This is a genomic window from Dactylosporangium maewongense, from assembly GCF_039531485.1.
Classification (GTDB): Bacteria; Actinomycetota; Actinomycetes; order Mycobacteriales; family Micromonosporaceae; genus Dactylosporangium; species Dactylosporangium maewongense.
Genome location: NZ_BAAAQD010000001.1, coordinates 1,442,255 through 1,466,138 on the forward strand (window position 1 = coordinate 1,442,255; position 23,884 = coordinate 1,466,138).

The 23,884-nt window shown below is 71.7% G+C and carries 14 protein-coding genes; 11 read left to right on the plus strand and 3 right to left on the minus strand.

The window, feature by feature from the left end:
- Window positions 1–46 precede the first annotated feature (46 nt).
- Window positions 47–1,762 carry an NAD-dependent malic enzyme gene (locus ABD332_RS06460; RefSeq protein ID WP_344500505.1) on the plus strand — a complete coding sequence of 572 codons (1,716 nt, stop codon included), beginning with the start codon at window positions 47–49 and terminating at the stop codon, window positions 1,760–1,762.
- A 4-nt stretch (window positions 1,763–1,766) separates the two neighbouring features.
- A complete protein-coding gene (gene fumC / locus ABD332_RS06465; protein WP_344500507.1) occupies window positions 1,767–3,221 on the plus strand; it encodes a class II fumarate hydratase in 1,455 nt (484 codons plus the stop codon).
- An 82-nt stretch (window positions 3,222–3,303) separates the two neighbouring features.
- Here fumC and ABD332_RS06470 read toward each other — a convergent pair whose 3' ends face one another.
- On the minus strand, window positions 3,304–5,535 hold the full coding sequence (locus tag ABD332_RS06470; protein WP_344500509.1) for an Hsp70 family protein: 2,232 nt from the start codon (window positions 5,533–5,535) through the stop codon (window positions 3,304–3,306).
- A 247-nt stretch (window positions 5,536–5,782) separates the two neighbouring features.
- Between ABD332_RS06470 and ABD332_RS06475 the strand changes: the two genes are divergently transcribed.
- Together ABD332_RS06475 and ABD332_RS06480 are read left to right on the plus strand one after the other, a co-directional pair.
- Window positions 5,783–9,325, plus strand: a complete 3,543-nt coding sequence (locus ABD332_RS06475) for a tetratricopeptide repeat protein (RefSeq protein WP_344500511.1) — start codon at window positions 5,783–5,785, stop codon at window positions 9,323–9,325.
- A 457-nt stretch (window positions 9,326–9,782) separates the two neighbouring features.
- Window positions 9,783–13,991, plus strand: coding sequence for a hypothetical protein (locus tag ABD332_RS06480; protein ID WP_344500513.1), 4,209 nt, complete (start codon window positions 9,783–9,785; stop codon window positions 13,989–13,991).
- Window positions 13,992–14,007: 16 nt separating this feature from the next.
- Here the strand turns inward: ABD332_RS06480 and ABD332_RS06485 are convergent, their stop codons facing one another.
- The gene (locus tag ABD332_RS06485) at window positions 14,008–14,496 is read right to left on the minus strand and encodes a hypothetical protein (protein ID WP_344500515.1); all 489 of its coding nucleotides are present in this window, start codon (window positions 14,494–14,496) and stop codon (window positions 14,008–14,010) included.
- A gap of 273 nt (window positions 14,497–14,769) precedes the next feature.
- Here ABD332_RS06485 and ABD332_RS06490 point away from each other — a divergent pair, with 273 nt between their 5' ends.
- The 7 genes from ABD332_RS06490 to ABD332_RS06525 all read left to right on the plus strand — a co-directional run bounded on the left by ABD332_RS06490 (window position 14,770) and on the right by ABD332_RS06525 (window position 23,031).
- On the plus strand, window positions 14,770–15,309 hold the full coding sequence (locus tag ABD332_RS06490; protein ID WP_344500517.1) for a PadR family transcriptional regulator: 540 nt from the start codon (window positions 14,770–14,772) through the stop codon (window positions 15,307–15,309).
- Entirely contained in the window at window positions 15,306–16,022 is a 717-nt protein-coding gene (locus ABD332_RS06495; protein WP_344500519.1) for an ABC transporter ATP-binding protein, read from the plus strand. The genes ABD332_RS06490 and ABD332_RS06495 overlap by 4 nt, the downstream gene beginning before the upstream one ends.
- 1 nt (window position 16,023) lies before the next feature.
- Window positions 16,024–17,940, plus strand: coding sequence for an ABC transporter permease (locus ABD332_RS06500; RefSeq protein WP_486303837.1), 1,917 nt, complete (start codon window positions 16,024–16,026; stop codon window positions 17,938–17,940).
- 926 nt (window positions 17,941–18,866) lie between these two features.
- Window positions 18,867–19,706, plus strand: a complete 840-nt coding sequence (locus tag ABD332_RS06510) for a helix-turn-helix domain-containing protein (RefSeq protein ID WP_344500523.1) — start codon at window positions 18,867–18,869, stop codon at window positions 19,704–19,706.
- Window positions 19,707–19,771: 65 nt separating this feature from the next.
- The gene (locus ABD332_RS06515; RefSeq protein ID WP_344500525.1) at window positions 19,772–20,353 is read left to right on the plus strand and encodes a dihydrofolate reductase family protein; all 582 of its coding nucleotides are present in this window, start codon (window positions 19,772–19,774) and stop codon (window positions 20,351–20,353) included.
- 149 nt (window positions 20,354–20,502) lie between these two features.
- Window positions 20,503–21,792, plus strand: a complete 1,290-nt coding sequence (locus tag ABD332_RS06520) for an FAD-dependent monooxygenase (RefSeq protein WP_344500527.1) — start codon at window positions 20,503–20,505, stop codon at window positions 21,790–21,792.
- A gap of 225 nt (window positions 21,793–22,017) precedes the next feature.
- The gene (locus ABD332_RS06525) at window positions 22,018–23,031 is read left to right on the plus strand and encodes a LacI family DNA-binding transcriptional regulator (protein ID WP_344500529.1); all 1,014 of its coding nucleotides are present in this window, start codon (window positions 22,018–22,020) and stop codon (window positions 23,029–23,031) included.
- A gap of 7 nt (window positions 23,032–23,038) precedes the next feature.
- Here the strand turns inward: ABD332_RS06525 and bglS are convergent, their stop codons facing one another.
- Window positions 23,039–23,779 (minus strand): beta-glucanase, encoded by a 741-nt coding sequence (gene bglS, locus ABD332_RS06530; protein ID WP_344500531.1) that lies wholly within the window; start codon window positions 23,777–23,779, stop codon window positions 23,039–23,041.
- Between the last annotated feature and the right edge of the window lie 105 nt (window positions 23,780–23,884).

A 23,884-nucleotide genomic window follows, 5' to 3' on the forward strand; every position in this document is an offset into this window, starting at 1 on the left:
GGACCGGCGGTTGTGAACGTGACTGAGCAGACTCGGAGGCGTTTCGATGACCGTAGGCACGCGGGTGGCCGCGAAGCGGAAGTTCCGGTCGGAAAACGGCGCATACGTCACCACGGCCCGTGGCGCGGAGGTGCTCGGCACACCCTTGCTGAACAAGGGCACGGCCTTCACCCACGAGGAGCGCACCGCGCTGGGGCTGGAGGGGCTGCTACCGCCGGCGGTCCTGTCCCTGGACGACCAGGTGCGGCGGGTGTACGAGCAGTACCACCGCCAGCCTTCCGACCTGCACAAGAACGTCTTCCTGGCCATGTTGCAGGACAACGACGAGGTGCTGTTCTACCGGCTGCTGGCCGAGCACCTGCGCGAGATGCTGCCGGTCGTCTACGACCCGACCGTGGGTGAGGCGATCAAGCGGTACAGCCACGAGTACCGCCGCCCGCGCGGGGTGTACCTGTCGGTCGACGAACCCGACCGGGTGGAGAAGGCGCTGTCCGACACCGGGCTGGGCGCCGACGACGTGGACCTGATCGTCGCCTCCGACGCCGAGGAGATCCTGGGGATCGGCGACTGGGGCTCCGGCGGCATCGACATCGCGGTCGGCAAGCTGGCCGTCTACACCGCCGCGGCCGGCATCGACCCGGGCCGGGTGATTCCGGTCGCGCTCGACGTCGGTACCGACAACGGGGAACTGCTCAACGACCCGGACTACCTCGGCAACCGGCACGCCCGGGAACGCGGGCGACGCTACGACGAGTTCATCGACGCCTACGTGCGGGCGGCGACCAAGCTGTTCCCGAACGCGCTGCTGCACTGGGAGGACTTCGGCCCGAGCAACGGCCGCCGGATCCTGGAGCGCTACCGCGACCAGGTGTGCACGTTCAACGACGACATGCAGGGCACCGGCGCGATCGTGCTCGCCGCGGCGCTGAGCGCCGTGCGGGTGGCCGGCACCCGGATGCGGGACCAGCGGATCGTCATCTTCGGCTCCGGCACCGCCGGGGTCGGCATCGCCGACCAGCTCCGCGACGCGATGGTCCGCGACGGAGCGGACCGGGACACCGCGATCCGGCAGATCTGGTGCGTCGACAAGCAGGGGCTGCTGACCGACGACATGACGGACCTGCGCGACTACCAGACCCCGTACGCCCGCCCGGCCGGCGAGGTCGCCGCCTGGCGACGGGACGGCCGCATCGGGTTGCGGGAGACCGTCGCGAACGGCAGGCCGACCATGCTGGTCGGCACCTCGACCGTGCACGGCGCGTTCACCGAAGGCATCGTCAAGGAGATGGCCGGGCACGTGGACCGGCCGATCATCTTCCCGCTGTCCAACCCGACGGAACGCATCGAGGCGATGCCCGACCAGCTCATCGCGTGGACCGGAGGCCGTGGCCTCGTCGCCACCGGCATCCCGGTCCCGCCGGTCACCTACCAGGGCGTCACCTACGGCATCGGGCAGGCGAACAACGCCCTGCTGTACCCCGGGCTCGGCCTCGGCGCCATCGTCGCCAGGGCCAAGCGGATCAGCGACGGGATGTTCGCGGCCGCCGCCGAAGCCGTCGCCGGCCTGGTGGACGTGAGCACACCCGGCGCGTCGCTGCTGCCGCACGTGGAGAACCTGCGGGACGTGTCGGCCACCGTCGCGGCCGCCGTGGCGCAGCGGGCCGCCGACGAGGATCTGGCCCGTGCCGAGCTCACCGACCCGGCACGGCAGGTACGGGATGCGATGTGGCAACCGGAGTACCGTCCGGTCAAGGCAGGGTGACGAGATGGCCGAACCCAAGCCCGCCGGCCGTCGCGTGCCCGAGGTGCGCGACGTGCCGATCGGCATCGACGCCACCGGCACCCGCACCGAAACCGACTCGCTCGGCCCGGTCGCCGTCCCGGCCGACCACTACTGGGGCGCGCAGACCCAGCGCTCCCTGGTCCACTTCGACATCGGCGACGACCGCATGCCCAAGGCGGTCTACCACGCCTACGGCTATGTCAAGAAGGCCGCGGCGATCGTCAACGCCCGCGCCGGGCGGATGCCGCAGTGGAAGGCCGACCTGATCGCACGCGTGGCCGACGAGGTGATCGCCGGCGACCTCGACAGCGAGTTCCCGTTGTACGTCTGGCAGACCGGCTCCGGCACCCAGTCCAACATGAACGTCAACGAGGTGATCTCCAACCGCGCGATCCAGCTCGTCGGCGGGAAACTGGGCAGCAAGACGCCGGTACACCCGAACGACGACGTCAACATGGGCCAGTCCTCCAACGACACCTTCCCCACCGCCATGCACATCGCCGCGGTCGTCGCGATCGAGGAGCACCTGCTACCGGCGCTCGCCAGGCTGCACGACGCCACCGTGGTCAAGAGCCGCGAGTGGGCCGACGTCGTGAAGATCGGCCGGACACACCTGGAGGACGCCACCCCGCTCACCGTCGGCCAGGAGTGGTCCGGCTACGCCGCCCAGCTCGAGGACGCCGTCGAACACCTGGCCTCGACCAGGCGCGGCCTGTACCGGCTGGCGATGGGCGGCACCGCCGTCGGCACCGGCCTCAACGCCCCGACCGGCTTCGGCGAGGACACCGCCGCGGTGATCGCGGAGCTGACCGGCCGGCCGTTCGTCACCGCGCCCAACAAGTTCGCCGCCCAGGCTTCCCTGGACCCGCTCGTGCGCACGTCGGCCGCGCTGCGCGGGATCGCCACGGCGCTGTTCAAGTTCGCCAACGACATCCGGTGGCTCGGCTCAGGACCGCGTACCGGCCTGCACGAGCTGCTCCTGCCCGCCAACGAGCCCGGATCGTCGATCATGCCCGGCAAGGTGAACCCCACCCAGGCCGAAGCGATGCTCATGGTGTGCGTCCAGGTGCTCGGGTCGGACACCGCCGTGGCCATCGGCGGCAACGAGGGCAACTTCGAGCTCAACGCCTTCCGGCCCGTCGTCATCAGCAACGTCCTGCACTCGATCCGCATCCTCGCCGACGCCGCCGAGCACTTCCGCGAGTTCCTCGTCGAAGGCGTCAGGCTCGACCGCGACCAGCTGCGGCAGAACGTGGACCGCTCGGTCATGATGGTCACCGCGCTGTCGCCGGTCATCGGCTACGACAAGGCGTCCGAGATCGCGCACCTCGCCATCGACGACGGCCTGTCCCTCAAGGAGGCGGCGCTGCGGCGCGGCGTCAGCGACGAGATGTACGAGCGGATCGTCGTGCCCGAGGACCTCACCCACGCGGGTTGACCGTGCTTTGCTCCTGGCTCTTGCGCTTGGCTTTTGCGCTTGGCTTTGCTCTTGGTCGTGGCCTGACGAGCGCGTCGGTGGCTCAGATCGCGAGCGCGCCGACGAGCCGGTCGCCGGCGTGGTCGTGCAGGACGCTGATGACCGGCGCGACCGGGATGCCGGCGGACGTGAGATCGGCGGCGACGAAGCCGATGCCGTCGCGCATGGCCCGCCGGTGCACCGAGGGACGGCGCAGCAGCTCGCCCCGGTCGACCGGCACGACGACGAGCGCCTGGCGCCGGGCGGCGCCGACCCGCCGCACGGCGACGCCCCGCAGCTGCGGCCACGGGTAGCTGTCGACCTCGATGACGGCGCGGGGGTCACCGGCCTGCGGCGACCGGCGGTGCAGCGTCAGCCAGGTGATCCGCCGCGCCTGCCCCCGGCCCAGCTGGACGACCGCGACGACGATCCCGACCAGGCCGATCCCGGACAGGACCGCCATCGTCCACTGGCCATCGTCGCTGACGTCCCAGAACGGGAAGAAGTACAGGCAGACCGCGGACAACGCGACGGCGGGCACCGCCCAGCCGGCCGCCCGCCAGCGGCCCTCCGACTCCGGGTCGCCGGCCAGGACACGGATGCCGGCCTCGTCGATGTGCAGCCTGGTGCGGCGCGACAACCGGCCGATACCGGCGAACGCCTGCGTGACCAGCAGTGCGCCGGGGACCGTGATCAGCACCAGCATGGCGGCGGCGTAGTTGCCGTGGTGCCAGTGGTCACCGTGGTTCTCGCCCACCTTGTAGGCGATCCACGTGCCCAGGATCGACACCCCGATGCCCACGACGAAGGACAGGAGGACGCGCAGGACGGGACCCCCGGACGCGGTGGCGAACTCGGCCGGCCGGCGCGGCTGCGGCGCCGGCGCGGCGACGGTGGGGGAGACGGGTGCCGCGGCGGGCCACTCGTTGCTCGACGGGAACGGGTCGCTCGACACCGCGGGCGGGAACGGTCCGGGCGGCGCGGCGTACTCAGCGGTGCCCGGGTAGCCGACGACCGGCGAGGTCGGGACCGGCGGGACACTGACCGGCGCCGGGGCGGGCGGCACGCTCGTCACCGTGGGCGGTGCGCTGGCCGGGGCGGGCGGCACGCTCGTCACCGTCGGCGGCGCGCTGACCGGAGCCGGCCCCGCCTGCGCCGGCACCGGGCCACCCGACGGGGCCGCCGCGAACGCCGGAGCCGTGGGCTCGCCGGTGGTCACCATCGCGCGCAGGGCGCCCTCGGCGACGACGAGCTCCGGCTGGTCCAGGACCGTCGGCGCGACGCCCAGCGCGGTGTGCAGCAGCGTCGACACCAACGGGATCCGGGTGCCGCCGCCGACCAGGAACACACCGCCGATCTGGTGCGGCTCGATGCGGGCCTCACGGATGCACTGCGTGGTGATCCGCACCGTGTCGGCCAGGCGCGGCCGGGCCAGCTCCTCGAACTGCTCGCGGCCCACGATGACCTCGCGGTCGACGAGCGGCACCAGCATGGCCGCCGACGACTGGGACGACAGCGCCTCCTTCACCTCGGTGGCGTCCTGCCACAGCGTCCGGAAGGCGCGGCTGTCCGCCGTGTTCTGCGGCGAGCGCAGCCGCTGCCACTCCTGCGGGGAGGCCGCCGCGACCGCGTCGCCGGCGATGGACAGCACACTCTCGTCCAGGTCGAGCCCGCCGAAGTCGTCGAGTCCGCGGTACGACAGCGGCGCGAACCCGGTCGGCCCGCGCTGCACCACGCTGACGTCGAACGTGCCGGCGCCGAGGTCGTAGACGACGACACAGCCGCCGGGCTGCAGCTCCCGGCCGAGGACGGTGGCGAAGTACGTGGCGGCCGCGGTCGGCTCGGGGACGAGCACCACCTGCGGCAGCCCTGCCTGCCGGGCCGCGTCCACGAGCACCGACTGGCGCGCCGGGCCCCACTCCACGGGGTACGTGATGACGACCCGCGACGGCGACATCGACAGCGCCCGCGTGGCCTCCTGCCGCACCCTGCCGAGGGTCGCGGCGACCAGGTCCACGACGGGGACGCTCTGCTCGCCGAGCAGCAGGTTACGGTCGTCGACGCGGCGCTTCGGGTTGGGCTCGCACGACTCCGGCACGAGCCGCGCCTGCCGCTGCGCCGCCCGACCGGTCAGGATCTGCCCGTTGGCGCCGACACAGACGGTCGACGGCAGTAGCGGCGACCCGTCGAACAGCATGGGCCGGACCCTGCCGTCGGGATACGAGAGCATCGCCACCGTGTTGGAGGTGCCGTAATCGATAGCCAGCCACGAATCCGCGAACGCGTTCCCCGCCACACGGCGAAGTGTAGGGCCCCCACGCTCCGACGAACGTGTGGAAACCACCTCCGTTCAGTGGAGGTCGTCAACGTCCCGGCCGCCACGCCCGGTGGTCGGGCTGTCCGTACGTCAGAATCAGACGGGGATGCGAGTGGTCGGAGGTGTGGCGTCGGTGAGTGCGTCGTCCGGCACGGCTTCCTCGTCTGGGCCTGAAAGGAGGCCCGCTGTCGGGCGGTTCGACGTTGACGTCGAGTCGGGTCAAGGTGTGCAGATCGGTGATCACAATGTCCAGATCAATCAATATCCGGGACGCGTGACGACCGAGGTTCACCAGCATTTTCACGCTGCCGCCCCGGTGTCGTTGGTTCGGGTGGTCAGGTCGGCGTATCGGGAGCAGGTGAGGCGGATCGCTCCGCCGGTGTTGCTGGGCCGGGACGCGGAGCTGGCGGAGCTCGCCGCGTTCTGTGTGGACGGTGAGCGTGGTCCGTATGTGTGGTGGCGGGCCGGGCCGTGGGCGGGGAAGTCGGCGCTGTTGTCGACGTTCGTCCTCCACGCCGGCGAAGGGCGTGCCGGGCGGATCTGGGTCGTGTCGTTCTTCATCACAGCCCGGCTGGCCGGGCAGGACACCCGGGAAGCGTTCACCACCGTCGTTCTCGAGCAACTGGCCGCCCTGATCGGGCAGGACCTGCCCGCGACGATGAGCGAAGCCACTCGCGAAGCGCACCTGCACGACCTTCTCGCCCGAGCCGCCGCCAGCTGCCACGCCGCCGGCGGACGTCTGGTCCTGATCGTGGACGGTCTCGACGAAGACCGCGGTGTCACCCTCGGACCCGACGCCCACAGCATCGCCGCACTCCTACCTGCCAACCCACCGGCGGGCATGCGGATCATCGTCTCCGGCCGTCCCAACCCACCCGTCCCGGACGACGTCCCCGATTGGCACCCCCTGCGCGACCCCGGCATCATCCGGCTCCTCGACGACTCGCCGCACGCCCGCGACCTGCAGCGTCTCGGGCAGGTCGAGATCAAACGCCTCCTGAAGGGCACCCGGGTCGAACAGGATCTGCTCGGCTTTCTCGCCGCTGCCCGCGGCGGCCTGTCCAGCGGCGACCTGTGTGAGCTGACCGGCGCCGGGCTGGTCCACATCGAAGACGTTCTCCACACCGTCGCCGGTCGAACCCTTACCCGCCGCCTGGCGCAATGGAACCCGACGACCGGGCGCGACGTCTACCTGCTCGGGCACGAAGAACTTCAGGCGGCCGCGATCAGCTACATCGGGGTCCGCATCGTCGGCTACCAACAGCGGCTGCACAGCTGGGCCGACGGCTACCGCACTCCACCCGGCGGCGAACGTTGGCCGCCCAAGACACCTGAATATCTCCTCAACGGCTACCCCCGACTGCTCGCCGAGCTCGGCGATCTTCCCCGGCTGGTCACCCTTGTCACCGACACCATGCGCCAGGATCGGCTCCTCGGCATCACCGGGGCTGACACCGCGGCGCTCACCGACATCGCCACCGCCTTCTCGGTGCTGATCGCACAGCCGCCACCTGACCTGCTGGCCGCGCTGCGCCTCTCCTGGCACCGAAACCGACTCGCCGACCGCAATGCCAACATCCCCACCAATCTTCCGGCGGTCTGGGTCACGCTCGGCCAACCCGACCGCGCCGAAGCACTCGCCCAGTCCATCACCAGTCGAGACGCGCGAGTGAAAGCGCTGACCGGCCTCGTCACCGCGGCCGCATCCGTCGGCGACCACGGTCGGGCGAACGCACTGGCAGCCCAAGCCGAACAGGTCGCCCGTTCCATCACCAGTCCGAGTTCGCGGGCGAACGCGTTGATCGACCTGGCCGGCGCCGTAAGCGCCAGCGACCACAGCCTGGCCAGGGTCCTGGCGGCCCAAGCCGAATCCGCCGCCCGATCCATTACCGACCTCGACCAACGCGAGCGGGCGTTGATCGACCTGGCGGCCGTCGTCACCGCCTCCGGTGACTACGACGCATCCGAACAGATCGCCGACGCGATCGGCACTTCGCAGGAGCAGGCGAGGGTACTGAGCGACCTGGCCATCGCGGTCGCTGCCACTGGGGATCACGCACGGGCCGAGCGGATCGCCCGCTCTTTCACCGAGCCGCACTGCCTGGCTCGTGCTTTGACCGCCTTGGTTGCCGCAGCGGCCGCCGCCGGCAGGCACGACAAGGCCGGGGCGCTGGCAACCGAGGCCGAACTGATTGTCCGCTCCCTCATCCGGTACTCGCGTGGGCGAGCGTTGTTCGAGCTTGCCACCGCGCTCGACGTGGCCGGCGACCACAACCGGGCCCAGGGCATGGCATCTGAAGCCGAACGGATCGCCCGCTCCGGAGCCGACTCACTCTTCGGGCCCGCCACGTTGACCAACTTGGCGACCGCGGCCACCGCAGCGGGTGACCACGACCGAGCCAGACGCCTTGCACTCCAGGCCGAACAGAACACGATTTCCCCCACTCGCGACCCTGACCAGCAGGCGCGGGCGCTGACCAGCCTGATCGCCGTATTCAGCGCGGCCGGCGACCGTGACAAGGCAATGGCGCTGGCATCCCGAGCCGAACAGCTGGCCGGCTCCATCATCGATGCGGACAAGCGGTCACGGGCGTTGCATGGGCTTGCCACCGCAGTCACCGCCGCCGGTGACCACGAGCGTGCCGCCGAGATCGCCCGCTCCCTGGCCGATCAGGAGGCGCAGGCACAGGCCCTGACTGATCTGGCAACCGCGATCGCCGCAGCCGGTGACCTCGACCGGGCCAAAGCGCTGGCAATCGAAGCCGAACAGAACGTCCGCTCCATCGCCGGCGAGAAAGACCGCAAGGTACATGTGTCGACCGAGGTGGCCACAGCGCTCGCTGTCATCGGCGATCACGACCGAGCCGAGGAGATCGCGCGGTCCCTCGCCGGCTCATACTGGCGGGCAGCCGCGTTGACCGATGTCGCCAAGGCGGTCGCGACCTCCGGCGACATCAAGCGAGCCGAGAAGATCGCCCGAGCGATCGCGGGCTCCAGCCCGCGGGCGGAGGCGTTGACCGCCGTGGTCATCGCCGCCGGCGACCACGACCGGGCCCGGAAGATCGCCAGGTCCATCGCCGACTCGTACTGGCGATCACTGGCGTTGACCGGGCTGGCTACGGCGGCGGCTGCCGCCGGCCGTCACGCCGAGGCACAAGCCTCGGCAATCCGGAGCGGCAAGATGGCGCGATCCATCGTTGACCCTTACCGGCAACCACATGCGTTGATCGGCGTGGCTACTGCCTTCGCCGCTGCCGGCAACCACAAACGAGCCGAGGCCCTCATAGCGCAGGTCCGCATCGTCGCCAGCCCGGACGAGTACGCGCGCGCGTTGATCGGCCTGGTCGGGGCAGCCACGGCCGCCGGCGACCACCCGAAGGCCAAGGCACTGGCTGCCCGCGCGGAACAGGTCATCCAGGACATCGCTGAGCCGTACTGGCGGGCGAAGGCGCTGGTCGAGCTGGTTGCCGCTGTGACCGCCGCCGGCGACCACGAGCGCGCCACGGCCCTGGCAGCGCAAGCTGAACAGACCGCTCGGTCCGACTCCGATCCGTGGTCGCAGGCGGCGGCGTTGGCCAACCTTGCCGATGTCGTTGAACCCGACCGCGCCCGAAGGTTGATCGCAGAGGCGCTCGCCGTCGGGCGCTGGACAACTCCGCTCGAGCAGATCGCCCGAATCGACCCGGCAACAATCCGGACCTTCCTCGACCAGTTCGTGACGTCGCCGTCCGTCAGGTGGGATCGCGACCGCGGGATCTCGAATGGGTGACTGCATGATCACCTCAGGTTGATGGGTGCTTATACGCTGACCGTGCGTCGCTTGTGGGCCAGCGCGGCGGGGGGTGGATCGTGATGCCGGTTCGGAGTCGGCGGTGGGTGTGGGCGGGGCGGACGGTCTTCGGTGCGCTCGTGGTCGGGGTGTCGGTGTACCTGGTCGTGGTTGGCCCCGGTGAGGCGGACGCGTTCATCAGTGTTGCGGGGCTTGTGGTGGCGCTGCTGGCGTTGGGCGCTCCGTATCTGTTGCCGGTGGCTGGAGGAGCATCGATGTCCGATCCTGATCATGTCGAGGACACCGGCAACGCTGAGGCGACGAGTGGCGGTCAGGCTGTAACCGGGGCTGATCTTACCGGGGATGGTGGACCAGTGCGGGTGGTCAGGTCCGGAGACGCAGTCGCCGAGGGCACCGGCTCATCCGCCATTTCCGGTGTCGTGCGTCGCTCGCGGTCGTGACCGACCTCGACGCGTCCGGCCAGGCCGTGTCGGCCGTGTCCGATGATGGTCGGATCAGTGTCAATGACTCCGGCAGTGCCACAGCCAGCAACGGCGGCTTCGCGAACACCGGAGTCGTCGAAGGCAACGTGACGATCGAGTATCACCAGGCCGCCGGTCCGCTGCCGCCGGTTCAGCCGGTCAGGTCGGCGTATCTGGAGCAGGTGGCCCGCATCGCCCCCGCCGAGCTACTGGAACGCGAGGCGGAGCTGGCCGCGTTGCGAGACTTCTGCACCGCGCCGGACGCAGACGTGTACCTCTGGCTGCGTGCCCCCGCATGGGTCGGCAAGTCGGCCCTCATCGCCTGGTTTGTGCTGCACCCTCCGCAGGACGTGCGGCTGGTGTCGTTCTTCGTCACCGCGCGACTGGCCCGTCAGGACGACAGCGTCGCCTTCGCTGACGTCGTGCTGGAACAGCTCCTGACCTTGCTCGGCCGCCCGGCTCCCGCGCTGCTGACGCCCGCCACTCGCGAGGCTCATCTGCTCGCCGTGCTGGAGGAGGCGGCAGCGGACTGCCAGGCCCGTGGTGAGCGCCTGGTCCTCGTCGTCGACGGCCTGGACGAGGACCACGGCACCGCAACCGGACCCGATGGCCACAGCATCGCCGCCCTGCTGCCCGCCCGGCCTACGGCCGGCCTGCGGGTCATCGTCACCGGCAGGCCGAACCCGCCGCTGCCGCCGGACGTGCCGCCGGGCCATCCGTTGCGCGACCCGGCGATCGTTCGCCCGCTGACCCCCTCCCCACATGCCGCCGTCATCCGGACCACAGCCCAACACGAGCTCAAGCGTCTGCTCGCCGCCGACAACCCCGACGGTGACCTGCTGGCGTTCGTCGCCGCGGCCGGAGGCGGCCTGAGCGCGGCCGACCTGGCCGAACTCACCGGCCGCCGCCCGTGGCAGGTCAAAGACCGGTTGGGCGCAGTCGCCGGCCGTACCTTCACCGTCCGCCGCGACCCTTGGGCCTCGGCCGATCCGCGCCAGGGCGACCAACCCGGCGGCACACACCAGCGCGACCCGAATCGCGCCGAGACCTACGTGCTGGGTCACGAGGAGCTGCAGCGAGAGGCCCTTGCCCTGCTTGGCGACCGCGCGCTGGACGCGCGCCGCCAACAGTTGCACGACTGGGCCGACACGTACCGGCGGCGGCGTTGGCCGGTGGACACACCCGGATACCTCCTGCAGGGGTACCTCGGCCTGCTGCTGAACACCAAGGACCTCCCGAGGATCGTCGCGCTGGCCACCGACTCGACCCGGCACGCCCGTCTGCTCGACCGGTCGGGCGCGGACGGTGCCGCACTGACGGAGATCGTCGCAGCCCAGGATGCTCTGGCCGGCGAGCGTCGCCCGGACCTCGTCGCTCTGGCCCGTCTTGCCGTCCACCGTTCGGTGCTGACCCGCCGGAACCGCAACATTCCGGTGCCGCTGCCGGCCTTGTGGGCCCGGCTGGGCGAGTCGGCCCGCGCGGACGCCTTGGCCCGGTCGATCCCGGACCCGACCCAACGCGACGCCGCCCTGGCGGCCATCGCCGAGGCCACGGCCACCCCCGCCGTGCCGAGCCCGCCACCTCCCGCCGAGCCGGCAGACCGCACGGAGAGTCCCGGGCTCACGGTTGAAGCACTCGTCGATGAGGCCCGCACCGCGTCTCGTCGCGGTGACACCGACCGCGCCGGCCATCTGCTGCGCGCGGCCGAACGCAGCGCGTTCGCGAGCACCGATCCCGACGAACGCGCCGCACTGTGGAACTCCATCGTCTGGGCCCGGAGGCGACCAGACCTGCCCAGCGACGACGAGGACACGGCTGCGGCGCAGATGGCGGATGTGCGGACCCTCGATCCCTGGCGGGTCGAAGACGACCTGTTCGAGCGGGCGGCGGTCGCCGCGGCTGATGCCGGCGAGTTCGATCAGGCCGAGGCCGTCGCGGACGCGATCCGGAACCGCCGTCACGACGTCCTCGAAATGATCGCTCTGGCCGCCGTAGCCGCCGGCGACGTCGTCAGGGCCGAGCGTCTGTCGTTGTCCTTCGGGCCCTCGGCGCTGGCCCATGTGGCTCGGGCGATGTATGAGCGAGGCGACCAGACCCGGGCCCGCACCTGGATCGACGCCGCGGCCGCCGAAGCCTTCACCGGTGGGCGCTGGTTCGACCACACAAAGTTGGTCAGCACCCTCGCCGCTGTCGGCGATGCGGAGCAAGCAGTGGCGCGGGCCATGGCGGTGCCCGATCCGTTCGAGCGGATGAGCTCGCTCGCAGCGATCGCCACCGCTACGAGCGAGCACACCGAGGCGTGCCTGGCAGCGCTGGCCGAGGCACTGGTCCGGCCCGAGCCCGACGCTGACACGTCGCAGTGGGATGCCTGGCTCAGCGCGGTGCGCGCCATCGCGACCCTGGGCGACATCGCCGTCGCCGAGGTCGAAGGGCGCGACGCCGCCAAGGCCGGCAGGGCGGACGGATTGGTGACCGTGGCGCTCATCCACCGCGAACGCGGCAACGTCGTCGAGGCCCGCACCGCGCTCGCCGACGCGGTCGTCGTCGCGGCCCGCCAGGAACCCGCAGGACGGAACGATCCGCTCTACGCCGCGGTCACGGCGATGGCCGAGCTCGGCGACGCCGACACCGCCGCGGCGGCCGCCGTAACCGCTGCCGAGCCGTACCGGCGACATGACGCCCTCTGTCGAATTGCCGAAGCAGCCGCCGACGCCGGGCACATCGCCGCCGCCGAGCGGGCCGCCGAACTGATCCGCCATCCCAGCGGCAGCCACGACCGGCTGGATCAGAAGATCGCTCTGGCTCACGCGGTCCGCCGTGACTACGCCGCCGCGACCGCCGCAACCAGCCGGATCGGCAACCCCGAGGTCCGAGCACGCGCGGTCCCGCGGATCGCCTCGATCGCGATCGAGCACGGCGACCTCGGCCCGGCCGAGGAGATCGCCCGTGAGCACGGCGACCTGGAGTTGCTCATCCTCGTCGCAGACGGTGCCGTCACCGCTGGTGAGAACGCCCGCGGCCGGGCGCTGCTGGACATCGCCGCAGCCACTGCCCGCGCCGTGCCCGATCCGCAATGGCAGGCCGAGACCCTCGCCTCCGCGGCATGCACCCTCACCGCCGACCCCGCGCGATCGGCCCGGCTCACCGCCGCCGCGGAACACGCGGCCCGGCTCGTCACCGACCCGGCCCAACGGGCCCAGGCGTTCGTCGCGGTCGCGATGGCTATGCAACCGCCGGCCGCGGCCGCACTGCTGGCCGAGGTGGGACCGCTGACCTGCGGACCGGTCGAGCGGCTTGCCGACCGCGTGCGGGTCGCGGCCCGCGACACCGACCACGCCACCACCGACAAACTGCTGGCTGTCATGCGTCACCTGTCCGCCACCATCAGCAACCCGGACGAACGTTCCCGCGCCGAGCAGGCCCACGTCGCAGCAGCCATCGCAGCAGGCAATCTCGACGCGGCCACCGAGGTGGCCCGAGCGATCAACCACCCGGACCAGCGAGCCCTGGCCCTCGCCTACGTCGCAAGTGCAGGCTCACCGGCCCGAGCCATCGAGCTGGCCACCGCAATCGACATCCCAGACCGCCGGACCGACACACTCATCGACGCTGCGGCCCGAGCCGCCGCCGCGGGCGACCTGACAACCGCCGAACAGGCGGCCGCCCAGGTACGCCCGCCAAGCGGCGCCGCCCACGCATGGTTCGCCATCGTGCTGCACGGCGCCCGCACCGCCGACCTCGACCGCCTGACCCGAGACGCGAACCGCATCGACGACCACCCACTGCGGCAGTGGGCACACCGAATCCTCACCGACACGGCGAAGGCCCGCACCGCCGGCACCGCACAGCCGGCGCCCACCAACGCGGAACCCCGTGCCTCGAGCGCAACGCCGGAGGACTTCATCACGGCGATCGAAGATGCCCGACGCGACGGTCGGTTCGACCTCGTCGATGACCTCATCGCGGCGGCATCCGCGGCGATCAGGGCGACCGGTCAACCGTCACGACGTCGGGAAACGCTGCTGCTGCTCGCTCAAACCGCACCCGAACACCCAGCATGCTCCGCGCTCATCGCCGAGACGTTGCGGACCGAACCAATCACAGCAGCGCTCGACGCACTCGCGCGCATCCATCGCGTCGCCGCGACATCCGCCGCCGACGAACTCCTCGCCCTCCTCACCTGACCGTCACCCGTCCAGATCACTCGTCGGCGGCCAGGTATGCGGTGCGGGCGGCTGTCTGGACGGCCGGGTCGGGGTCGGCGAGGCCGTGCTCGACGAGTGCCTCGTCCTCGTCGCGCCAGGGGCCGACGAGCCAGGAGTCGTCGCCGGCGGCGCGGAAGCGGCCGAGGCCGAGGTGTCCGGCGGCGCGCACGCGCGAGTCGTCGGCCGCCGCCCATTGCCGGACCGCGGCGTAGCCCTCGTCGGGCTGGGACGACAGCAGCTGCTCGATGACCTCGTCGAGCAGGTCACGGGCTTCCTCGTCGGGCTCGGCCGTTGCGGTCTCGAGCAGGGTCGGCAGCGTTCCCAGCGACAAGCAGCCCACCACGACATCGATGTCGTACTCGGCGCGCAGTGCCGTCACCACCGCCTGTGCCAGCTCCGGTCGAAACGCGGGTGCTTCGACGGTCAACCCGTCGGACGCCGTCAACCGCTCCATGACGTCGTCGTCGAACTCCCATTCCTCCACGCCGTGCGTCCTTCCATCCGTGTGCATCCGACCGCCGGTGGCGTACTACGCGGAGTTTGACGGGGCGCCGCAAGTCGGGCAGTGGGCCGGCAGCGGCCGGCCACCTGTCGAGCGCCGGCCTTGAGCGGCGAGGGCCAGGGTCAGCAGTACTGGTCCCACCACGGCGGCCAGGCCGAGTGCGAGCAGCGTCGCACCGAGATCGCCACCGCCGAGGTTGACAGCGCCATAGCTAGCGGTTATCTATTGGCGATCCATCTGAGGGGGTGTGGCTGGGTGCAGGACGTGGTGCTGGCCATGCTGGCGAAGGAGCCGGCGCACGGGTACGAGCTGCGCGGCCGGATGCGGGACGCGCTCGGCCCGCTGGGCGAGGCGATGAACGCCGGGCAGATCTACGTGACGCTGACCAGGCTGACGAAGGCCGGACTGGTGACCTCGGAGCGGGTCGAGGGCCTGCCGGACAGGCCCGACCGTCGGGTCCACGCGCTGACCCCGGCAGGGCAGCAGCGGGTCGGCGCCTGGCTGACCGAGGTGAGCTGGCCGAAGCCCGACCTCACGGAGTTCCATCTCAAGCTGGTGGCCGCCGCGGCCGCCCGGCTGGCCGATCCCGTGGCCCTGGTCGACGCCCAGCGGCGCGAGGTGCTGCGCCGGCTCCGCGACGCGCAGCGGGCCGCGCTGGACCGGTCGATGGACCCGGTCGCCGGGCTGCTGCTGGAGGGTGTCGTGCTGCGGCTGCGGGCCGACCTGGAGTGGCTGGAGGCGTGCGAGCGCATCTGGACCGCGCGTGACCGGACCGGACGGAAGGCGGGGGCGTGACCGGATCGACGGTGCTGCGGGCGCGCGGGCTGACCAGGCGGTACGGCGAGGACGACGGGCTGGTCCGCGCGGTCGACGAGGTCGACCTGGACGTGCCCGCCGGGCAGGCACTGGCGATCATGGGGCCCAGCGGCTGCGGCAAGTCCACCCTGCTGCACCTGCTCGGCGGGCTGCAACGCCCCACCGGCGGGCAGGTGTGGCTGGCCGGCCACCGGATCGACACGATGAGCGAACGGGCCCTGGCCCGGCTGCGGCGCGACAGCGTCGGGTTCGTCTTCCAGTCGTTCCACCTCATGGACGAGCTCACCGCCGTGGAGAACGTCGAGCTGGCCGCGCTGCTGGCCGGCCGGCGGCCCCGCGAGGCGCGCCGGCGCGCCCTGCACCTGCTCGACCGGGTCGGGCTCGCCGACCGCGCCGGCCACCTGCCCTCGGCGCTGTCCGGCGGCCAGCGCCAGCGGGTCGCCATCGCCCGCGCGCTGAGCAACGAGCCGCTGGTCGTCCTGGCCGACGAACCCACCGGCAACCTGGACAGCGCCGCCACCCTGGACGTGCTGCGGTTGTTCGAGGAGCTGCGCACCGCGGGACAGACCCTCGTGGTGGTCACCCACGACGCCCGTATCGCGGCGGTCGCCGACCGGGTGATCTCCATGCGTGACGGGGCGTTCGCCGACGACAGCCAGCTCGCCGGCACCGTCCACGACGGGCGGCGCTGACGTGTCCGGTCGCCTCCTGCTGCTCTGCCGGCTGCTGGTGCGGGACCTGCGCCGCCGCCGGACCGAGACCGTCCTGCTGTTGGTCGCCATCACCGCCGCCACCGCCACGCTGACCCTCGGCCTCACCCTCAACGAGCTCGCCGAACGGCCGTTCCAGCAGACCCGGACCGCCACCGCCGGCCCGGACGTGATCGTGACACCCCGGGCCACCGGCCAGGCCGCGCTGGACGAGCTCGCACCGCTGACCACCGCGGCCGGCGTCACCGGTCACAGCGGCCCCTTCCCGATCGCGTACCTGACGATGACGGCCGGCGGCACGTCCGCGCACGTCGTCGTCCAGGGCCGCGACACCGCACCCGCACCGATCGACCGGCCCGCCGTGACCGGCGGCACCTGGGTGCACCCCGGCGGCGTGGTCGTCGAGCGCGCCTTCGCCGACGCCCTCGGCATCCGCACCGGCGACACGGTCGACATCGGCGGCCATCCGCGGCGCGTGACCGGGACCGCCGTCACCGCCGCCAGAGCGACGTACCCGTACGCCGGATGGCACTACCCCGGCAGCATCCTGGTCGAGCGCGGCGGCCTCGTCTGGGTCGACGGCAGCGACATCGCCACACTCGCGGGCGGCCAGCCGCTGTCGTACACCCTCAACCTCAAACTCGCCGACCCGGCGGCCAGCACCACGTACGCCGTCGGCGACCAGCTCACCACGTGGCAGGAGATCGGCCACCTCAACGGCCGGCTGTACAGCGACGCGCAGATCACGCTGCTCGTCGGCAGCTGGCTGCTCAGCGGCCTCGCGCTGGCCGGGGTCGCCGGCATCGTCGCGGGTCGGATCATCACCCGGCGCCGCCGGGTCGGGCTGCTCAAGGCCGCCGGCGCCGGACCGGCCATGATCGCCGCCGGCCACCTCGCCGAGTACCTCGTGATCGGGCTCGCCGCCGCCGCAACGGGCCTGGCCGCGGGTTGGTTCGCCGCACCCGTGCTGATCCGCCCCAGCGCCGGGCTCGTCGGTTCCGTCAACGCCCAGCCACCCACGCTGCGCACGGCGGTCGCCGTCACGGCCCTCGCCCTCACGATCGCAGTGGCGGCGACGCTGGTGCCGGTGGTGCGCGCCGCCACCACCAGCACCGTCCACGCGCTGGCCGACGGCGCGGCGCCACCGCGGCGCCGGCGGTGGCGCATCCGGCTGTCGCGGCGGCTGCCCACCGCCCTGCTGATCGGGGTGCGCATCAACGCGCGCCGGCCGGGCCGAGCCCGGCTGGTCACCGTGAACACCCTGATCACCACGACCGCGCTCGTCGCCATCCTCATGGTCAACACCCGGGTGGTGCGCTTCGACCTCGGCTACACGGAGCTCGCCGACCCCCGGTGGCAACGGGGCGAGCAGGCCGCGCTCCTGCTCACCGTCGTGCTGTGCGTGCTCGCGCTCATCAACGCCGTCGTGAGCGCCTGGACCGCGGTCCTCGACGCCCGGCAGCCGCTGGCCGTCGCGCGGGCGCTCGGTGCCACGCCCGCTCAGGCCGGCGCGGGCCTGGCGGCAGCGCAGCTGCTTCCCGCCATACCCGGCGTCGCCGCGGGGATCCCGGCCGGCATCGGGCTCGTCGCGCTCGTCAGCACCGGCGACGTCCAGTACCCGCCCGGTCCGTGGCTGCTCGCCACCGCACTCGGCGTCCTGTTCGCCGTCGCCGCGCTCACCGCCATCCCCGCGATCGCCGCCACCCGCCACCCGGTCGTGGAACCCTCCGGTCCGCACCGACCTGACCGCCGGGATCGCTGCGGTGTCAGCCTTGCGATTCGCGGACGAGCTGCCACTGCCACCAGGCGAGGTCGGGCTCGAGGTCCGCGTAGCCGCGGCTGCGTTCGAGCTGCTGCGCGTCGGCGTGGGTCATCATCATGCAGGCGCCTTCGTTGGTGACGCGTTCCACCTCTTCGCGTTGCAGGTGCCGGCCGGCCTCCGCCTCGGCGGCGTGGAGGAGGGCCACCAGCGCGGGGATGAACACGGGTCGAAGCTCGTGCCGCGGATCCGGCTCGCCTCCCTCAGGGCCCAGACGCCAGGTGCCGAAGGGGTTGTTGCAGGGGTGGCCCGTCGGGTACCCGTCGTCGGGCCAGCGCTCGAGGCGGCGGCGAGGGGTGTCCAGGTCGGGCCGGAAGGTGTCGCCGCTGACCAGCACGGGGTCCTCGTCCAGTTGGTACACGTTGAGCTCGCCGAGGAGCCGGTTGGCCTCGGACGGTGCGGCCTCGACCTCCGCGTCCGGCAGCCCGAACGCGTGCATGCCGCAGGTTCGCGACACACCGCCGTCCTGCAGCACCACGACGGCGCACCGGTAGAGCAGCCACGGGTCGCCGCCCTCGAGGCTCTCCAGCCAGTGCGGGACGGACCAGCCCAGCTTCGACTGCTCGAGCCGTACGCCCAGCGCTCCGGCGTCGCCCAGCGCGGCGATCAGCGTCGCGACCTCGTCCGCCGCCGCACCGAGGTACACCGGCAGATCCAGGACCAGAGCGCTGCCGGCCGCGGCGATGGCGGACTGCTCCTGCGCCGACATCGTGCCGTAGCCGAACGCCTGGCCGAACGAGCCGTCGTTCTCCACCCAGTCCACCGGCGCGCGGAAGCTGAGGCGCTGCGATGTGAGCGACTTGCCGTCCAGGGTCAGCCCGGACCGTCCGAGCGAGTCCTGCCACTGCGCCATCGTCGCCGCGACCCCGGGGACGAAAAACCGCACACCGTACACATGATCTTCAGACATGCCGCGGAGGGTAGTACCCCTGTGCGAGCCCGCTGGTGTGACGTTGCTGGACCATCCCCGGCGCGCGATGCCGGCGGGCGTCGGGGATGCTGTGGGCGTGGAGTACGTGTCCAGAGTGCCGCGACCACCGCTGGACGGGCTGATCGACGACCTGTACTACCTGGACGGTGCGCCGCCGTACGCCCGGCTGACGCTGCCGCCGATGCCGGCGGCGTTGCTCATCGTCAACCTCGGGGCGCCGTTCCGCATCCGCGCCGGCACCGACATCGAGACGGCCGAGTACGCCGACGGCTGCGTGGTCACCACGCCCACCCGCGCGTTGGAGTTCAGCTACCCACTCCCGACCCGGTCCGTCGGCGTGCACGTCAAGCCGTGGGGGCTGGCGCCGTTCCTGCCGATGCCCGCGGCCGAGCTGTGTGACCGGCCGGTGACGGTGGAGCAGGTCTGGGGCCGGCCCGCTGTTGCTGAGCTGCGAGACCGGCTGGCCACCGCGGACGGACCGCACGCGATGCTGACGCTGCTCGAGGAGGAGCTGATGCGCCGGCTGTGCGAGACCGCCGGCCTGGGCCTGGTCCGCCATACGAGCAGCGTCATCGCGGCGACCGGCGGGGCGGTGGCGATCGGCGACCTGAGCGTGGCAGCCGGTGTCAGCAGCACCCATCTGGCACAGCGGTTCAAGGAACTCATCGGCGTCACGCCGAAGCGGCTGGCCCGCACCCACCGCTTCGCCGCCACCGTGTTCGCGATCGACCCCACCGGACCGATCGACTGGGGCGACCTCGTCGGTCGCGCGGGCTACTTCGACCAGGCCCACTTCGGCCACGAGTTCCGGGCGTTCACCGGGCTCACGCCGACCCGGTACGTCGAGGTCCGGCGGCGGTTCCTGCGCGAACATCCCGGCCACGTGTTCGACGGCTGGCCGCTGCCGGCCGATTGATTTCTTACAAGAGCGACAGCTCACGGCACGCTAATTTGGGGCATCCCAAAGCAGAGGAGAGCCGCGTGGGCAAGGTGGTCATGTACAGCTCGGTGTCTGTGGACGGCTTCGTCGCGGACGAGAACGACCAGCCCGGACCGCTGTTCGACTGGTTGTCCAGCGGTGACGTCCCGTTGGACGACAGCGGCGCGTTGAAGGTGTCGCAGACGTCCTACGACTACACCCGGCCGTACTGGGACCAGATCGGGGTGACAGTCGTCGGCCGCCACGTCTTCGACCTGACGGACGGCTGGGACGGGAAGCCCCCGGGCGGGATCGACCACGTGGTCGTGGTGTCGCACCGGCCGGCGCCCGAGGGCTGGGACCCCGAGGCGCCGTTTCACTTCGTCGATGGCGTCGAGGCAGCCGTGGCCAAGGCGCAGGAGCTTGCGGGTGACCGCGTGGTCGAGGTCGCCGCCGGCGACGTCGGTGGCCAGGTGCTCGCCGCGGGCCTGATCGACGAGGTGCGCATGGACGTCGTCCCCGTCGTGTTCGGGTCCGGCAAGCGCTACTTCGGGTCGGTCCACGCGCAGCACCTGCTGGAGGAACCTGACGTGGTGATTCAGGGCAACCGGGTGCTTCACCTGCGCTTCCAGGTGCACCGTTAACCCGAGATCACTGTTTGCCGGTTTCCGTCGTATCTTGGCCGACTCCCGATAGGTTTGTGCGGATCCGTGGTCGATACGGCTGGACACACCGACAGAAGTGGGCCTGTGCTGGAACGTTCCAGCGCGGGAGGAAGCACATGGAGGCAGTGATGAGCGCCGACGACTTCAAGCAGGAGCACACCATCTGGACCGGCGAGCAGGGGACGCGGGTGAGCGGTCCCAGGGTGCTGGTGGCGGGGGCGAGCATCGCGGGGCCCGCGCTGGCCCACTGGTTGCGCCGGCGGGGGGCCGAGGTGACCGTGGTGGAGCGGGCCCCCGAGCTGCGTCCCGGCGGGCAGGCGGTGGACGCGCGCGGGGTGGCCAAGGAGGTCATCGGGCGCATGGGGCTGGACGCGGCGGTGCGCGCGGCGTGCACCGACACCGCCGGCGCGCACACCGTGGACGCGGACGGGCGAGTGCTGGAGACCTTCCGTGCCGACGACGACGGTGGCGACGGGTTCATCGCGGACATCGAGATCCTGCGCGGGGACCTGTCCCGGGTGCTCTACGACGACACCCGCGACGGCGTCGAGTACATCTTCGGCGACCGGATCGCCGAACTCACCCAGGACGCCGACGGGGTCGACGTGGCCTTCGCGGGCGGCGACCGGCGGCGCTTCGACCTGGTGGTCGGGGCCGACGGGCTGCACTCGGCGCTGCGGGCGATGGTCTTCGGGCCGCATGAGCGGTTCCTCCGCCACCTCGGGCACGTGCTGGCCTTCTACAGCGTGCCCAACGAGTTCGGGCTGGACCGCTGGCTGCTCGAGCACCAGGATCAGGAGTCCGGGCGCTCAGCCCTCCTGCGACCCATCCAGGACGCCACCCGGGCGATGGCGATGTTCTACTTCGCCTCGGCTGACTTCGACGTCGACTACCGCGACGTCGCGGCCCAGAAGGTGCTGCTGCGTGAACGGATGGCCGGCCTGGGCTGGTTGAGCCCGGACATCCTCGCGCACCTGGACGACACCCCGGACTTCTACCTCGACCAGGTCGCCCAGGTGGTGATGGACCGCTGGTCGAGCGGACGGGTGGGGCTGCTCGGGGACGCGGCGTTCAGCTCGTCGCCGATGTCCGGGCAGGGCACCGGGCTGGCCCTGGTCGGCGCCTACCTGCTGGCCGGAGAGCTGGCCGCCGCCGGGTGGGATCCCGACGCCGGGTTCGCCCGCTACGAGGCGCGGATGCGCTCGTTCGTCGAGGCCAACCAGGAGATCGGCCGGCTGAACGCCCGCACCCGCGACGTCCCCGGGCCAGACGCCGAGCCGGGCCCCGATTTCGCCGGCGAATGGTTCACCGAGCTGGTCGGGCGCGCGATCAACGGCATCGAGCTGCCCGACTACGCGGGGGTGCCGGACTCCGCAGCCCCGGCCGGATCGCCGATCACCTCGTCAGCCAATCCATAGGTGTCACCGGGTTTGGAGCTGACGAGCAGGACGAGGACCAGCAGCGCCAACCCCGGCCACGGTGCCGATGCCGGCCCGCTCAAGCAGGCCGAGGCACACGGTCAGCATGCCGACGACCGGGCCGAGCGGCATCGCCGGCCGCACCGCGAAGCCGCGGGTCGGGGAACTTTACAGGTCCGTGCGGGGCTACCTACCATGGCTGGACCGTGAGCGGAGGGACCACGCATGCCGTCACCGGTCCCGTCTCGACCGCCGACCCTCGATGAGGTCGCCGAGCGCGCCCGGGTGTCCCGCACCGTCGCCTCCCGGGTGATCAACAACGGGCCCAACGTGAGCCGCGCCAAGCGGGACGCCGTCGAGAAGGCGATCCGGGAGCTCGGGTTCACCCCCAACCGCAGCGCGCGGGCGCTGGCCACCCGCCAGACCGGCGTGGTCGTGCTGGCGGTCTCCGGCGAGGGGCCGGAGGTGTTCGGTGACCCGTTCTTCGCGCAGGTCATCGTCGGCGCGTCCGCCGCGCTGGAGAAGACCGACCTGCACCTCATGCTCAGCCTGGCCACGAACGATCACGGCCAGCGGCGGCTGCGGAACTTCCTGCAGACCCGGGGGGCCGACGGCGTGATGCTGGTCGCGACGCGCGGTGCCGACCCCATGATCGACATCGCCACGAAGTCGGGCCTGCCGACGGTGTTCATCGGCCTGCCGGTTCACGGGACGCCGCCGTACTACGTCGACGTCGACAACGCCGGCGGTTCGCGGGCCGCCACCGAGCATCTCCTGCGCGCCGGGCGCCGCCGCATCGCGATGATCACCGGCCCGGAGGACACCGCCGTGGGCCGGGAGCGCCTTCGCGGCTATGCGGAGGCGTTGCTCCTGGCCGGCCTCGAGCCGTATGCGACCGCTCCCGGCGACTTCCTGGAGGCGAGCGGCGCCGAGGCGATGCGCGCGCTGCTGCACGCGCATCCGGACCTCGACGCCGTGGTCGCCGCCAACGACAACATGGCGGCCGGGGCCTTGCGGGTGCTGCGCGACGCCGGCCGCGCGGTGCCCGGCGACGTCGCCGTGGTGGGCTTCGACGACATGCCCATCGCGCTGCACACCGACCCGACGCTCACCACCATGCACCAGCCGGTGCAGTCGCTGGGTCGCGAGGCCGCCCGGATGCTGGTCGAACTGCTGGACGGGGCCCAGCCGGCGTCGCTGATCCTGCCCGCGAAGCTCGTCGTGCGCGAGTCGGCCTGACCCCGGTTCAGTACCGGGTGTACTTCACCCAGTCGTAGGTGGCGGTCAGGGTCCTGCCCGGGTACCTGAACGGTTGCAGCCAGCCGTCGACGCCGACGCCGGGCCACAGGTTCATCATGATGCGCTGCGGGTGGGTGGGCAGCGCCCCGCGCGAGCCGTTCTCCTGGTGGACGAGCCTGCCGTCGACGAACCAGTTGATGGTGCCGCCGTTCCACCACTCGAAGGCGTAGTCGTGGTAGCCGGCCGAGGCGTCGAACCCGAGGTTGATGACGGTCTCGTGCCCGCCGACACCACCGGTGAAGTAGTTGGTCTGCAGCTGGTTGGTGTTCTTGCCGAGGATCTCCACGTCGATCTCGTCCCACGGCTGCCCGTCGCTGGGCCCGGTGTAGGTGAAGAACGAGGTCACCGTGCCGGGGCTCTTGACGGCCTTCAGTCGGGCCTCGAATCGCCCGTACGTGAACAGGTCGTTGCTGCGGTATTCGCCGGAGGCGTAGGGCTTGCCGGAGCAGCCGCCCGGGCAGGACGCGGTGTCCAGGTTGATGCCCATGACGCCGCCGCTGAACCAGACGTGGTCGGCGCGCCAGCCGGCGTTGAACATGCCGCCGTTGCTGTAGCCGTCGGCCTTGTGCCAGCGACCGGTGTCGAACGAGTTCAGGTTGTCCACGAAGCTGGGTCCGATGGCGGCCTCCGCGTGGGGCACGCTCAGCACGGCCGTGAGGCCGATGGTGGCGAGGACCAACGCGGTCAATCGAGTCCGCAACATGTGAGGTCTCCAGTCCTACAAGCCGTGCGGAGCCGCTGCTCACGCACGACGAACGGGGATTTGGCGGGATCCCGGACGCGGTGCCGGCAG

Bases quoted from the DNA above. Each gene is read 5' to 3' on its own strand.
- ABD332_RS06460 (WP_344500505.1), top strand. From the start codon at position 47: ATGACCGTAGGCACGCGGGTGGCCGCGAAGCGGAAGTTCCGGTCGGAA.
- fumC (WP_344500507.1), top strand. From the start codon at position 1,767: ATGGCCGAACCCAAGCCCGCCGGCCGTCGCGTGCCCGAGGTGCGCGAC.
- ABD332_RS06520 (WP_344500527.1), top strand. From the start codon at position 20,503: ATGAGCGCCGACGACTTCAAGCAGGAGCACACCATCTGGACCGGCGAG.
- ABD332_RS06525 (WP_344500529.1), top strand. From the start codon at position 22,018: ATGCCGTCACCGGTCCCGTCTCGACCGCCGACCCTCGATGAGGTCGCC.